Raw genomic sequence first — 12,698 nt, forward strand, 5'->3', positions numbered from 1 at the left:
TCAGCGCTGAAGCGCTTCGACGACCCTTTCCATATGCATCGTGCGGGAGCCCTTGACCAGCACCAGATCCCGCGGATCGAGCTCCTCGCGTATCGCTAGAATGAGAGACTCCTGGGAGTCGAAATGGCGCACCGCCTCCGCGGCCCGCTCGCCGAAAGCCTCCGCGGCCCCGGCCGACGTGTAGGCCGACAGCTCTCCCCACGTCAGGACGGCGTCCGCCTTGTCCGGCGTAATGTAGGCGCCGGTCTCGCGATGCAGCTCCTGCTCCGTCTCGCCGAGCTCGCGCATGTCCGACAGCACGATCCACTTGCGGCGATAGCCGGTCAGGCCGGCGACGAGGTCGACGGCGGCGCGCACCGCGGTCGGATTGGCATTGTAGGCGTCGTTGAGAATCATCGCGCCGCATGCCGCCGCGACCGGCTGGATGCGCATGCCGGTCAGCTGCATCGCGCGCAGCCCGGAGGCGACGGCCTCCGCCGGCACGCCGACGGCGGTCGCCGCGGCGATCGCCGCCAGCGCGTTGTGCACGTTATGCACGCCCGGCACGGGGATTTCGATGCGCACCTGCGGGAAGCAGCTTTCGCAAGCCTCTTCCGCAGGCGCAGCGGTCTCGTCCGCAGCGGGGCGCGGACCGGGCGCCGCGGCCAGCCGGAAGCCGGCGGCCGGACCGGCCTTGACCGTGAAGGCGCAGGACTGCGCGCCGACCTCGATGCCGGCCGCTCGCCAGTCGCTGCGCGGCGAGGCGCCGAACGTGCGCACCTGCGCGCCGCGCGGCAGCGTCGTCCGCCCCAGCTCGGCGGCGATGAGCGGCTCGTCGGCGCTGACGAGCAGCAGTCCGCCCGGACGCAGCCCCTCGACGATCTCCAGCTTGGCGCGGGCGATCATCTCGCGCGAGCCGAGCTGGAGCAGATGGGCGTCGCCGATGTTCGTGATGATGGCGATGTCCGGACGGGCGATATTCGTGAGCAGCGCGATCTCGCGCAGGCCGCTCATGCCCATCTCGAGCACGGCCGCCTCCGCGTCCTCCGGCAGCTCCAGCACGGTCAGCGGCAGCCCGATGTGGTTGTTGAGGTTGCCGGCGGTCTTGTGCACGCGCATGACGGAGCCGAGCGCGGCCGCCGTCATGTCCTTCGTCGTCGTCTTGCCGTTGCTGCCGGTGATGCCGACGATGAGCGTGCGCAGCTCGGCGCGGTAGGCGGCGGCGAGGTTTTGCAGCGCCTCCAGCGGATCCTCGACGAGCACGAGCGGCTTGCCGGCCAGCGACGCCGGCAGCTCGCGGTCGAGGCTCCACAGCGCGGCGGCCGCTCCTTGGCGGAACGCCGCCTCCACGTAATCGTGGCCGTCGAACGAATCGCCCGTCAGCGGCACGAACAGCTGGCCCTCGCCGATGTGGCGGGAATCCGTCGTCACGCCCTGGACGAGCAGGTCGATCCAGCCGCCCGCGGGCAGCTCCAGGCTGGAGGGCTCCGCGCCCTCCGGAACGTCTATGTAACCGGGCCCCAGGCGGCCCGAGCTCATTTCAGCGATCGTGCTGAGCTTGCGTCTGATCAATTGCGTATTCCCCTTATCGCGTCTTGGGCGGCCAGCCGATCATCGAAGTCATGCGACGTTTTTCCGATGATCTGATAGGTCTCATGGCCCTTCCCCGCAATCAATACTACATCCCCCGGGCTTGCCATTTCAACCGCTTTTTCAATGGCCTCGCGGCGGTCGACGAGCAGCTCGTAGCGGTCCTGGGGAACATCCGCCTTCTGCAGTCCGACCTCGATGTCGAGCAGGATCGTCTCCGGATTCTCGGTGCGCGGATTGTCGGAGGTGACGATCGTATAGTCCGAGTAGCGCGAGGCGATCTCGCCCATGATCGGCCGCTTCGTGCGGTCGCGGTCGCCGCCGCAGCCGAACACGGTGATGATCCGCTTCGCGGCGAATTCCTTGACCGCCCGCAGCACGTTCTCCAGTCCGTCCGGCGTATGGGCGTAGTCGACGATGACGGCGAAGTCCTGGCCCGCGTCGACGGATTCGACCCGGCCCGGCACGCCCGGCACGCCTTCGAGGCTTGCCTTGGCCTGCTCCAGCGTGACGCCCTCGAGCAGCCCGGCGCACAGCGCCGCCAGCGCGTTGTAGACGTTGAACTTGCCGACCATCCGCAGCGTGATATCGGCCTCGCCGGCGAAGCTGCTCACATGGAAGGAGGTGCCGCCTGCGTCGATGCGGATGTTCGAAGCGCGCACGTCCGCCTCGGCGTCGACGCCGTAGGTGACGACCTCCGCCGCGGTCAGCTGGCGGAACCGCTCCGCCGCCGGATCGTCGGCATTGAGCACGGCATAACGCGTCTCGCCGTCGCCGTAGCCGTTGCCGAGGCGGGCGAACAGCAGCCCTTTCGCCTCGCGGTACACGTCCATCGTGCCATGATAGTCCAGATGGTCCTGCGTCAGGTTGGTGAACACCGCCGTGCGGTACTCGACGCCCTTGACGCGGCCCTGCTCCAGCGCATGGGAGGAAACCTCCATCGCCACATGCGTCGTGCCGGCCTCGCGCATCGCGGCGAGGTCCCGGTGCAGGTCGAGCGCCTCCGGCGTCGTTCCGCTCATCGGGAACGAGCGTCCGCCGTAGCGCATCTCGATCGTGCCGATGACGCCCGGCGCGCGGCCGGCGTCGGCGAGGATGCGCTCGATCAGGTACGTCGTCGTCGTCTTGCCGTTCGTGCCGGTCACGCCGATGACGCGCAGGTCCCGGCTCGGATGGCCGTAAAAAGCGTCCGCCAGCACCGCCATCGCGTGGCGGCTGCTGCGCACGATCAGCTGCGGCACGGCCAGCGGCAGCGGGCGCTCGACGACGAGCGCCGCCGCTCCGGCCGACACCGCTTGCGGCGCGAAGTCATGCCCGTCCACCGTATGTCCGGGCAGGCAGAGGAACAGATCCCCGGGCTTTACGGCCCGGGAGTCCCTTTCCACCCCTGTGATCTCCGTCGCTCCGTCTCCTGCGAGGCGGGCGGTCTTAAGCTGCGATGCCAGTTGCTCCAAGCGCATCGTTCTCTCTCCTCTCTGTCATGCGTCAATGGCTATGCCCGTCCCCGGCCGGCTGCGGCAGATCCGCGTCGCTGCCGAGATAGATGCGGATCGTCGAGCCTTTGTCCACGCGGGCCCCGGCCTCCGGCGCCTGCCGGATGACGGTGCTGCCGCTGCCGGCGGAGACGAGATTGAAGTTCATGTTCATATCCTCGTAGATGTCCGAAACGGTCTTGCCGACGAGATTCGGGACGGTGACCGTCGCCGTCTCGCCGTATTTGTACTTCTTGCCGATCTGATCGGCGCTCTTGGGCACGCCCATGTACTGCAGCGAGTCCTCGAGAATGCCCTTGACGATCGGCGCGGCGACGACGCCGCCGAACTGGATGCCCTGCGGATTGTCGACGGCGACGTAGACGACGATGCGCGGATTGTCGGCCGGCGCGATGCCGATGAACGAGACGATGTGCTCGTTGGCCGAATAACGGCCATTGATGACCTTCTGCGCGGTGCCCGTCTTGCCGCCGACGCGGTAGCCGTCGAGGAAGGCGTTGCCGCCGGTGCCGAGCGCGACGACGCTCTCGAGCGCCTCGCGCACTTGCGCGCTGGTCTTTTCGGAAATGACCTTGCGCACCGCCTCCGGCTCGATCCGCTCGACCACCTCGCCCGTCTCGGGCTTGATCCACGCCTTGGCCAGATGAGGCTTGTAGAGCGTGCCGCCGTTGACCGCCGCGGACACCGCCGCGATCTGCTGGATCGGCGTCACCGATACGCCCTGCCCGAACGCGGTCGTCGCCAGCTCCACCGGTCCGACCTGACTGGGCTTGAACAGGATGCCGTTCTCCTCGCCGCCGATGTCGATGCCGGTCTTCTTCCCGAAGCCGAAGTCCTTAATATACTTGAATAGCGTCTCTTTGCCAAGCCGGTTTCCGAGCGCGACGAAGCCGGGGTTGCAGGAGTTCTGCACGACCTCGAGGAACGTCTGGCTGCCGTGGCCGCCCTTTTTCCAGCAGCGCAGCCTCGCGCCGCCGATCTCGACCGCTCCGGGGTCGTAGAAATGCTCGTTCTTCAGGTTGACCTTGCCTTCCTCCAGCGCCGCCGACAAGGTGATGATCTTGAACGTCGAGCCCGGCTCGTACGTCATCCAGATCGGCAGGATGCGGTTGTACACCTCCGCCGGATAGGCGTTGTAGTTGCCCGGCTCGAACGTCGGACGGCTGGCCATGCCGAGCACCTCGCCGTTGTTCGGATCCATGGCGATCGCAATCGCGCTGTTCGGCTTGTACTTGGCCATCGCCTGGTCAAGCTCGCGCTCCATGATGCTTTGGATCTGCCGGTCGATCGTCAGCTGCAGGTTCAGCCCGTCCTGGGGCTCGTCGAGCTTGTCGGTCGAGCCGGGCATGAGATGGCCGCTCGCGTCCGACAGGTAGGAGACGCTTCCCTTTACTCCCTTGAGGTAGGAATCGTATTTCTTCTCGACGCCGGTCAGGCCGCCGTCGATGCCGGTGATGCCGAGCACGCTGGCGGCCAGCTCGCCGAACGGATAGTAGCGCTTGTTGTCCTCCGCCACGACGATGCCCGGCAGCTCCAGCTTGCGCACCTCCATCGCCTTCTCCAGCGTGATCTTGCGTCCCTCGGGCTTGATGAACACGCTGCTCGCCCGCTTCTTGAGCAAGCCGAGCAGCTTCTGCTCGTCGATGCCGAGCACGGGGGCCAGCTTGCGGGCGGTGCCCTCCTTGTCCTTGATCTGGACCGGGATGGCCACGATCGTAGGCGAGCTGACGTTGTAGGCGAGCTGCTCGCCGCTGCGGTCGAGGATATCGCCGCGGCGCGGCGCGAAGTCGACCTCGCGGCGCCAGTTGTCCTCCGCCTTGGCCGACAGCTCGCCTCCGCGCGCCAGCTGGACATAGGCAAGGCGCGCGATGAGCGCGCCGAATCCGATGATGACGATGACCAGCGCCAGGAACAGGCGCCGGCGCAAGGTGACGTGGGACACCTTCATCCGCTCGTTCCCCTCTCCGTTCGAACTTGGGAGGACAGCCAGAGTCTGTCCGTACACGTTACCCTATTCGATGAAGAGAGGTTGTAGAACAAGCCCGGAGGCCAGGCCCCGGCCCGACCTCGCGAGCCGCAGAGCCGCGGCCGCTCAGCCTCCTGGCGACCGGTCCGGCCCGCTGCCGGCTGTTTCCGTATCCGCAGAGCCTTCCTTCGGCTTCTTCTCGCCGTCCGCTGCCGCGTCTGCGGCGCTTCCGTCGGCGGACTCGGCCGCCGCCTCGCCCGGAGGCTTCAGCGTCAGCTTGACGACCGGCTCGCCGTTCAGGCGCGCATCGCTCTGAGCGACGACATAGCCTTCGCCCTCGGTGACGCAGCGCTTGCCGGCCGAGGAGCAGAGCTGCAGCGCGTCCCGCAGCGACAGTCCGGCGAGCGACGGCAGCGCCAGCTCGCTCTCCTTCTCGGTGAGCAGGTAGACGCGCTGCTTTTCCGCCAGCACCGCTCCGGCCGGCGGCATCTGCTGCAGCACCTTCGCACCTTTGCCGACCAGCTTCGACTCGAGGCCGCGCTTCTTCAGCTCCGCCTGCGCCTCGGCCGCTCCGAGCCCTTTCAGGTCGGGCACGGTCAGCGCCGCCTGCCCGGAGGAGGCCGTCGTCTCGACCGACGGCTTGACGCCCATGTAGCGCAGGCTGTTGCCGACGATTTCCTTGAACACCGGCGCCGCGACGGTGCCGCCGCCGACCATCGGGTTGTTCGGCGAGTCGACGAGCACGTAGACGACGATGCGCGGATTTTCGACCGGCGCGTAGCCGATGAAGGAGACGACGTATTTATCCGACGAGTAGCCTTTGCCGACGACCTTTTGCGCGGTGCCGGTCTTGCCGGCGATGCGGTAGCCGGCGATCGCCGCGTTTTTGCCGCTGCCGATCTCCTTGTCGGAGACGACCTGCTCGAGGTACTCGCCGACCTTGCGCGACGTCTCGGCGCTAATGACCTGCCGCACGACCTCCGGCTTCGTCTCCGTCACCTTGCCGGTCTTGGGATCCTCGACCGACTTGACGATATGCGGCTTCATCAGCTTGCCGCCGTTGGCGACGGCCGCGACGGCCGTGACCTGCTGGATCGGCGTCACCGCCACCGGTCCCTGGCCGAATGTCGCGCGGGCGACGTCGGACGGATAGATGATGTTGAGCACGCCCCTGGACTCGTTGCCGAGCTCGACGCCGGTGCGCTTGCCGAAGCCGAAGTTCTCGATGTAGTCGACGAGCTTCTCCTTGCCGAGCATCTCGTAGCCGAGCTTGACGAAGGCGACGTTGGAGGAGCGCTTGAGCCCTTCCAGATAGCTGATCTCGCCCCATCCGCCGCGGCGGATGTCGCGCACCGTGTTGCCCGGCACTTTGATCGAGCCGGACTTATAGGTGGCGTTCGGGTTGAACACGCCTTCCTGCACCGCGCTCGCCAGCGTCACGATCTTGAACGTCGAGCCCGGCTCGTACAGCGAGCTGACCGCATGGTTGTAGAAATTGCCGACCTTGTACTTGGAGTAGTCGTTCGGATCGTAGGAAGGCAGGCTGCCCATGCCGAGGATCTCCATCGTGTTCGGATCGGCGGCGATCGCCGTGACGCTCTCCGGCTTGTACTCGTCGTACACTTTCTGGATCGCGTCCTGCAGGAAGTTCTGGATCTCGGCATCGAGCGTCAGCTTCAGCTTGCCGCCGTTCACCGCCGGCTGCACCTCGGCCCTGCCGCTCGCCACCTGGACGCGGTTGCCGTCCTTCTCGTAGACGATCTTGCCGTCCTGGCCCTTGAGCAGGTCGTTGAAGCCCGCCTCGAGGCCGGTGACCGGCTGGCCTTCCTTGTTCATATAGCCGAGCACATGCGCCGCGAGAAAATTGTTCGGGTAGTAGCGCTTCGAGCTTTCCTCGAGCACGATGCCGACCGAGCCCTCGCGCAGCGTCTTGCCCGTGCGCTTCTTGTAGCTCTCGGCGAGCGCCTTGCGCAGCGCCAGCACCTCGTCGGCCTTCGCCTTGTCGATCTGATAGCCCTGCGGACGGAGCATGCGGTACTGCACGAGCTCGCCCTTGTCATTGCGGTAGGTCGCTTGCTGCAGCACCTCCGCCTCCGGCTTGCCGAGCACCTTGGCCAGCCCTTGAGACGCTTCCGCGGCCAGTCCGACCTTGTCCAGCATCTTCGGATCGACGACGACGGAATAGGCCGGGATGTTCATCGCCAGCAGCGTGCCGTTGCGGTCGCTGATCGTGCCCCGCTCGGCCGGAATCGTGTCCTGGGCCGTCCAGATCTTTTTCGCCTCGTCCAGCCAGAAGTCCGCTTTCACGACCTGGACCCAGAACAACCGGCTCAGCAGAATAAGAAAAAGGAGGGTAATAAGCCCTCCGACAACGACGGTACGCATTTTGATCCGCTTTACGGTTTGAAAAGCATGGTTCGCCTTCATCGCTTACCGCCCTGTTTCTTGGCCTTCGTCCGCCTTGTCCGCTCCGGCTGGAGTCATGCCGAGCTCTTTCGCTTTTTTGGCGATGACGGCGGGATCGGACAGCTTGGCCACTTCGCCCTGCAGCACTTTGACTTCGACGGCCGCTTGCTTGTAGCTGGAGTTCAGCTCCTTGATCTGGAGCTCCATCCGGTAATCCTGCGCGTAGCGGAACAGGATCAGCACGAGCACGCTGACGACCGCCAGCACAGACGCCATGTAGCGCAGCATTTCCCTCGGCGGGATCGTCCTCCGGACCTTGACGACTCGTTTCGTTTCCTTTACCGGCTGCTGCTGCGGTTTTCGTTTGGGCTGCAAAGCCAAATTGCCATTCGTGTAAGCCAAAGCGGGCTCCCCTCCTGCGGTTTCATCTGATCTGCCGGCATGATGATCGGGCATCGAATTTTTGTTGGGTCGGTTCTAGGTTCGAGATTTCTTGCTTGGGGCAGCCTCAGGCGTCAAGCTTCTCCGCCACCCTCAGCTTCGCCGAGCGGGAGCGGGGATTCGCCTCCAGCTCCTCCTCCGACGGCAGCACCGGCTTGCGCGTCACGAGCTTCAGCACGCCTTTGTTGCCGCAGACGCATTGAGGAAAATCGGGCGGGCATGTGCAGCGGGCGAGATGCCCGGCGAACAGCTGCTTGCAGATCCGGTCCTCGAGCGAATGGAACGTGATGACCGATATCCTGCCGCCCGGCGCCGTGCAGGCGACGGCCTGCTCCAGCGCTTCCTCCTCCGCGCCGAGCTCGTCGTTGACCGCGATCCGCAGCGCCTGGAAGCTGCGCTTGGCCGGATGGCCGCCCGTGCGCCTCGCCGCCGCAGGGATGCCGGACTTGACCAGCTCCGCCAGCTCCCCTGTCGTCGAGATGTCGCCCTCGGCGCGCTTCTTCACGATGGCGCGCGCGATCTGCCGGGAGAATTTCTCCTCGCCGTACACGAACAGAATGCGGGCAAGCTCCTTCTCGTCCCACGTGTTGACGACTTCATGCGCGGTCAGCTCCGACTCCCGGTCCATCCGCATGTCGAGCGGAGCGTCATGGTTGTAGCTGAAGCCTCTCTCAGCCTCGTCCAGCTGCGGGCTGGACACGCCGAGATCGAACAGGATGCCGTCGACCTGCGGAACGCCGTTCGTCTTGGGCACCTCGGGCAGCAGCATCAGCTGCTCCTGCAAATAGCGGAAGTTGCTGCGCACGAGCGTCACGCGATCGAGATAGGGAGCGAGCCGGACGCGGGCATTTTCATGCGCCCAATCGTCCTGGTCGAACGCGATCAGCCGGCCGCCCGGGCCGAGCCTCGAGGCGATCAGCTCGCTGTGCCCGGCTCCGCCGAGCGTGCAGTCGACATAGATGCCGTCCGGCTTGATCGCCAAGCCGTCCACGGCTTCTTCTCTCAATACCGTAATGTGATGAAACAATGTCTGTTCCTCCTGATCCCTTGGTGACTGACCTTGGTGACTGTTCGATCCTTAATCCAAATTGAATGATGTGAATCAGAATTGAATGTCGAAATCCACCAGCTTCTCCGCGATCTCGTTGAAAGTTTCCTCCGACTGCTCGTAGTAGCCTTCCCACAGCGGCTTGCTCCAGATTTCGACCCGGCTCGACACGCCGAGCACCATGCAATCCTTTTCCAGCTTCGCATACTCCGTCAAGTGATTGGGCAAATTTACCCTTCCCTGTTTGTCGAGCTCCAATTCGACCGCTCCCGAAAAGAAAAAACGGCTGAACGCTCGCGCGTCCGCCTTCATGAGGGGGAGCTGGCGAATTTTCTGCTCAAGCTGCTTCCACTCTTCCATCGGATACACAAACAGGCAGTTGTCCAAGCCGCGGGTCGCGATGAAAGCCGGGCCGAGATGCTCGCGGAACTTGGCAGGAATCGTAAGGCGGCCTTTGTCGTCCAAGCTGTGCTGATGCTCTCCCAGAAACATAGGCTTGCCCCACTCCCTTCCCCCAATGCTCCACTTTGCCCCACTTTCTCCCACTCGGGAATTGGTATTCGGCGTATCGCGTCCTTTTCCTGCTAGATGAGGACGTTTTTCATAATCTTTTTGTCCCTTTTTTCACGGGTCCGATAAAACTTTCTGCGGCCGCGAGTCGTCTATCGGCATCGCAAATTCAAATGTCGGAAAAGCGCGAAAAAGCCAGACGGCTAAGCCGTCTGGCTTCACGTTCGGCAGGATCCTCTTACGACGACCAGCTGTCCAGGTACTGCTTCTGCTCTTCGGTAAGCGCGTCGATGTGGATGCCGAGCGCCTCCAGCTTCGTGCGCGCCACGCGCTCGTCGAGCTCATACGGGACGCTGACGACGCCCGGGCCGAGCTCCTTGTAGCTGTCGTTGACATACTTGAGCGCGACCGCCTGGAGCGCGAACGTCATGTCCATGATCTCGGCCGGATGGCCGTCGCCGGCCGCGAGATTGACGAGACGGCCTTCGGCGAGCACGTAGATCGAGCGGCCGTCATGCAGCCGGTATTCCTCGATGTTTTTGCGCACCGTGCGGATCTCCTTGGTGAGCGCGGCCAGGTCCGGCTTGCTGAACTCGACGTCGAAATGGCCCGCATTGGCGAGGATCGCGCCGTTTTTCATCTGCGGATAGTGCTCGCCGTTGATGACGTACTTGTTGCCGGTCACGGTGATGAACATGTCGCCGTGCTTGGCGGCCTCGGCCATCGGCATTACCTGGAAGCCGTCCATATGGGCTTCGACGGCCTTGATCGCGTCGACCTCGGTGACGATGACGTTCGCGCCGAGTCCCTTGGCCCGCATCGCGACCCCCTTGCCGCACCAGCCGTAGCCGACGACGACGACCGTCTTGCCGGTCACGATCAGGTTCGTCGTGCGGATGAGGCCGTCCCAGGCCGACTGTCCGGTGCCGTAGCGGTTGTCGAACAGATGCTTGCAGTAGGCGTCGTTGACGGCGACCATCGGGAATTTGAGCGTGCCTTCCTTTTGCAGCGCCTTGAGCTTGATGATGCCGGTCGTCGTCTCCTCCGCGCCGCCGCGCAGATTCTCCATCAGATCCGGGCGCTCGGCATGCAGGATCGTCGCGAAGTCGCCGCCGTCGTCGATGATGAGGTCCGGCTTGCTCTCCAGCGCGCGCACCATGAGCTGCTTGAACTCCTGCGGATCCGGGTTGTACTTGGCGAACACCGTGATGCCGTCCTCGACGAGAGCCGCGCACACGTCGTCCTGCGTGGACAGCGGGTTGCTGCCGGTGATCGTCACTTCCGCTCCGCCGGCCTGTACGACCTTGGCCAGATAGGCCGTCTTCGCCTCCAGATGAAGGCAGATCGACACCTTCAGTCCCTTGAACGGCTGCTCCTTCTCGAACTGCTCGCGGATCTGGTTCAGCACCGGCATATGCGCCTGCACCCAGTCGATTTTCAGCTTGCCTTCCGCAGCGAGGCTCCTATCGGCCACGATGCTCGTTTCCTTCGCTTTCACGCTCATTGATCTGCCTCTTTTCTTCAGTGGTTTCCCTCGATCAGAGCCGCATGACGCCGTGCTTGGCGCAGGGCTCGTACGGCTCCGCCAGCAGCCGGTCCAGCCAGCCTCTTCCATAGCGGTTCATGAAATAGACCGCCGCCAGCACCCGCTCCTGCGGACGGCCTTCCGGCACGGCCGACAGCTCGAGCCCGGCCAGCCGCTCCAGCTCCGTCCGCTCGCGGCTTTCGAGCGCCTGCAGCGTTTTGGCCTGCATGTAGCCGATTTCCCGCGCGATCCGCTCCCAATTCGTCCGGCCGAGCTCCTCCAGGCCGCGCTCCTGTCCGGCCGCCAGCGCCAGCGCGGGCCGATACGCCTCGCGCATCGCCTGCAGCGCCTGCTCGAAGCCGCCGCGGATATCCGCCGCTCCCTGCCGGTCGAGCAGCTCCGCCTTGACGCCGCCGAGACCGGCGAGCACCTGCTCCAGCTGCAGCGAATGCCGCGCCATCGTCTTGACGGCATGCGGCTCCAGCAGCGTGAAGCTCAGGCGCGGCGTGACGATCGGCATCTGCATGCCGAGCCGTCCGAACGCTTCGGCCGTCTGCGCCCAGTAGGCGATCTCGCCCGGTCCGAGCACGGTGGAAAGGACGGGGAACAAATAATCCTGCATGAGCGGACGGGTAAGCACGTTGTTGCTCAGCCGCTCCGGATGCGCCTCGGCCAGCTCCAGCAGCTCGGCCTCGCTCAGCGACACGAGGCCGCGGCGGTCGCGGAAGCGTCCGCCGGCGCGCTGCAGCAGCAGCCGCTCGCCGGCGCGCGGCTCCTCCGCGAACAAGAACAGGTTGGCGGCGTCCTCCGCCGCCTCGGCCTGCGCCTTGTAGCCGAGCGCCTCGACCCGGCGGGTCGAGGCGGCGTACGCTGCGGCAAGCTCGCCGGACGATTCCGCCAGCCGCCGGAACATCGGCCCTTCCAGCCGGCGAAGCGCCGGATGGTCGGCGTCGGCAAGCAGCAAGCCGGACTCTCCGAGCCAGTCCGTCAGCAGCGCCGCGAACAGCTCGGTCAGCGTCGCGCAGGCGGCCGCCCGGGCGCGGAGCGAGCGCAGCAGCTCCGGCTTGAACGGCGTGTCGGCGAGCCCCGCTTCCAGCTCGGCCAGCGCGGCCTCGAGGTCGGAGCCGCCGAGCCGGGTGCGGCTGACCGACGTCGCTGGGCCGGGCGGACGCGGCATGGAGAGCCGCCGGAGTTCCGGCGCGTCCACCGGCGAGGGCAGGCAGGCGAGGCAAGCCTCGTCCCAGTCATGGTCCTCGCCCGCGATCCAGAATACCGGCACGACCGGCACCCCGAGCCTTTTGGAAGCGGCTTCGGCGGCCTGCAGGATCGTCACCGCCTTATAAAGGATCATGAGCGGCCCGGTCCATAGGACGGCCTGCTGGCCGCCGACGACGACGGGAGCGCCGTCCGCGAGCCGCTCCAAATTCCGCTCGGCCGCCTCCGAGATGCCGAGCGGCTGCTGGAAAGCGCGCAGCGCGCCGGCCAGCTCGCGGCTGCCGGCGCGCCGATCGGCCGAGCCGTTCAAATAATCGAGCCGCCTGCGCCAGGAGGAGCCGTCGGCCGGATGATGGCCGAACAGCTCTTCCAGCGCAGGGTCGCGGCGCTGTATGTATGCATCTGCAAGGGGCTGCCCGAAAGGCAGCTCCATTCGAACGATGTCCATGACCCGAATCGGCCTCCCCGAGATCCTACCATTCTTTCGCTACGATTGTACACAATGACGGTACGACCGTCAAAACC

Annotated in this window: 9 protein-coding genes; all 9 read right to left on the reverse strand. The window is 65.5% G+C overall.

All coding sequences use genetic code 11. The annotated features are described in order from the left end of the window. Window positions 1-1,551: a UDP-N-acetylmuramoyl-tripeptide--D-alanyl-D-alanine ligase gene (gene murF / locus NYE40_RS14885; protein WP_339278611.1), complete on the reverse strand. Its 1,551-nt coding sequence runs from the start codon at window positions 1,549-1,551 to the stop codon at window positions 1-3. Beyond that, complete coding sequence (locus tag NYE40_RS14890; RefSeq protein ID WP_339278612.1) at window positions 1,548-3,029, reverse strand: UDP-N-acetylmuramoyl-L-alanyl-D-glutamate--2,6-diaminopimelate ligase; 1,482 nt, start codon at window positions 3,027-3,029, stop codon at window positions 1,548-1,550. Before NYE40_RS14890 ends, murF begins: the two co-directional genes overlap by 4 nt. 25 nt (window positions 3,030-3,054) lie before the next feature. Further along, window positions 3,055-5,010: a stage V sporulation protein D gene (locus NYE40_RS14895; RefSeq protein ID WP_153783824.1), complete on the reverse strand. Its 1,956-nt coding sequence runs from the start codon at window positions 5,008-5,010 to the stop codon at window positions 3,055-3,057. Window positions 5,011-5,154: 144 nt separating this feature from the next. After that, on the reverse strand, window positions 5,155-7,413 hold the full coding sequence (locus NYE40_RS14900) for a penicillin-binding transpeptidase domain-containing protein (protein ID WP_240478897.1): 2,259 nt from the start codon (window positions 7,411-7,413) through the stop codon (window positions 5,155-5,157). 45 nt (window positions 7,414-7,458) lie between these two features. Next, a complete protein-coding gene (locus NYE40_RS14905; RefSeq protein ID WP_194843377.1) occupies window positions 7,459-7,836 on the reverse strand; it encodes a septum formation initiator family protein in 378 nt (125 codons plus the stop codon). 106 nt (window positions 7,837-7,942) lie between these two features. After that, window positions 7,943-8,902, reverse strand: a complete 960-nt coding sequence (gene rsmH / locus NYE40_RS14910; protein ID WP_153783827.1) for a 16S rRNA (cytosine(1402)-N(4))-methyltransferase RsmH — start codon at window positions 8,900-8,902, stop codon at window positions 7,943-7,945. Between the two features lie 75 nt (window positions 8,903-8,977). Beyond that, window positions 8,978-9,415, reverse strand: a complete 438-nt coding sequence (gene mraZ, locus NYE40_RS14915) for a division/cell wall cluster transcriptional repressor MraZ (protein WP_028597023.1) — start codon at window positions 9,413-9,415, stop codon at window positions 8,978-8,980. A gap of 256 nt (window positions 9,416-9,671) precedes the next feature. Continuing rightward, the gene (locus NYE40_RS14920; protein ID WP_153783828.1) at window positions 9,672-10,937 is read right to left on the reverse strand and encodes an adenosylhomocysteinase; all 1,266 of its coding nucleotides are present in this window, start codon (window positions 10,935-10,937) and stop codon (window positions 9,672-9,674) included. A 34-nt stretch (window positions 10,938-10,971) separates the two neighbouring features. Continuing rightward, window positions 10,972-12,621, reverse strand: a complete 1,650-nt coding sequence (gene bshC, locus NYE40_RS14925; protein ID WP_339278613.1) for a bacillithiol biosynthesis cysteine-adding enzyme BshC — start codon at window positions 12,619-12,621, stop codon at window positions 10,972-10,974. Between the last annotated feature and the right edge of the window lie 77 nt (window positions 12,622-12,698).

The organism is Paenibacillus sp. FSL W8-1187 (assembly GCF_037965485.1).
In the GTDB taxonomy this organism is placed as follows: domain Bacteria; phylum Bacillota; class Bacilli; order Paenibacillales; family Paenibacillaceae; genus Paenibacillus_O; species Paenibacillus_O pasadenensis.